Genomic DNA, 1246 nt, shown 5'->3' with positions numbered 1-1246 from the left:
CCGGAATGCCTCGGGGGGAGATCCGGAAGATGGCCGGGGCGGCTCGGGAGGAGAGGTGATCGCGGTCGGGGCGGAGCTGGTCGCGCTCCCCGGCGGAAGGACGGTCCGTACTCCCACCGGGGTCAGCGGCCCGGATGTCCGGTCCGCCGCCTTCACCCCCGACGGCCGCGTCCTGGCCCTGGGCCTCGCCGACCAGCGCGTCCTTCTGTGGGACGTCGAGCGCGGTACGCGCCTGGGCGTCCTGAGCGTCAAGGGGCTCCGGCCGCCCCTGCGGTTCTCTCCCGACGGCCAGGTGCTCGTCACGGCGGGAGACGGTGTCCGCCTGTGGGACATGGCCACCCAGCGTGAGATCGGCGCCCTCCCCATCGCGGTGACCGCCCTCGATCTGGCTTTCAGCCCGGACGGCCGGATCCTCAACGCGGTGGCGCGCGACGGCTCGGTCAGCCATCTGCCGGTGGAACCCTCCCTGGTCGCGGAGTCGGTCTGCGCCCGGGTGGGCTCCGGGCTGTCGGCAGCCGAGTGGGAGCGCCTCATCCCCGGTATCTCCTATCGCGAGACCTGCGGTGGGTGAGGCCCATGATGGGTGAGGTCCGTGGTGAGTTCTGCGGTGGTGAGGTCCGTGATGGGTGAGGTCCCTGGTGGTGAGTTCTGCGGTGGTGAGGTCCGTGATGGGTGAGGTCCCTGGTGATGAGGTCCGTGGTGAGTTCTGCGGCGACGGGGAGAGGCGGGCGGCTTCCACCCGGACGGTCCACCGCATATATGGGGTTTGAAGCTGCGGACGGCGGTGCCCTGCGTAGGCTCCTGCTGTGGATGAAAGCCAGGAGTACACCAGGTATCGCCAGGACTCGGCGGTGCTCGCCGAGATCGGACGCTTTCTCGACCCCCAGGTCACACGTCTCACCGTCAGGCTCTCCGGGGACCTGGCACGGGCCGCGGTCGCCGCGTGGGACCGCGACGAGGAGGGAGAGGTCGGAGAGGAGACCGTCGAACAGGCCAGTGTCCGGGACCGTGCGGCGTCCCTGGCGCTGATCGGCCTCGCCGTGGCGGATCGCGGCACCGCCTCGGGTGACGAGGTCGTCGTGGAACTGGACGTGACGGAGATCGCGGCCGCGCTTCTGGCCGCCTATGACGAGGACGTCATCCCGCTGGAATCCCCCTGACCTCCGGCCCTTGACCCCTGACCTCTGACCTTCGGCCCCTGATCCCTGATCCCTGACCTCTGACCTCTGACCTCTGACCCCCGGCC

At 70.3% G+C, this 1246-nt stretch carries 2 protein-coding genes; both read left to right on the top strand.

Annotated elements, in window-relative coordinates; translation table 11 throughout:
* The coding region (locus CA984_RS44080; RefSeq protein WP_423229368.1) for a WD40 repeat domain-containing protein at nt 1-571 on the top strand (571 nt) is incomplete at its 5' end.
* 235 nt (nt 572-806) lie between these two features.
* Nucleotides 807-1160 (top strand): hypothetical protein, encoded by a 354-nt coding sequence (locus CA984_RS44075; protein WP_086579165.1) that lies wholly within the window; start codon nt 807-809, stop codon nt 1158-1160.
* Nucleotides 1161-1246: the final 86 nt, after the last annotated feature.

The sequence above is a fragment of the Streptosporangium minutum genome, assembly GCF_002149035.1.
GTDB classification, from domain to species: domain Bacteria; phylum Actinomycetota; class Actinomycetes; order Streptosporangiales; family Streptosporangiaceae; genus Streptosporangium; species Streptosporangium minutum.
This window is presented reverse-complemented; position numbering and strand designations above follow the sequence as displayed.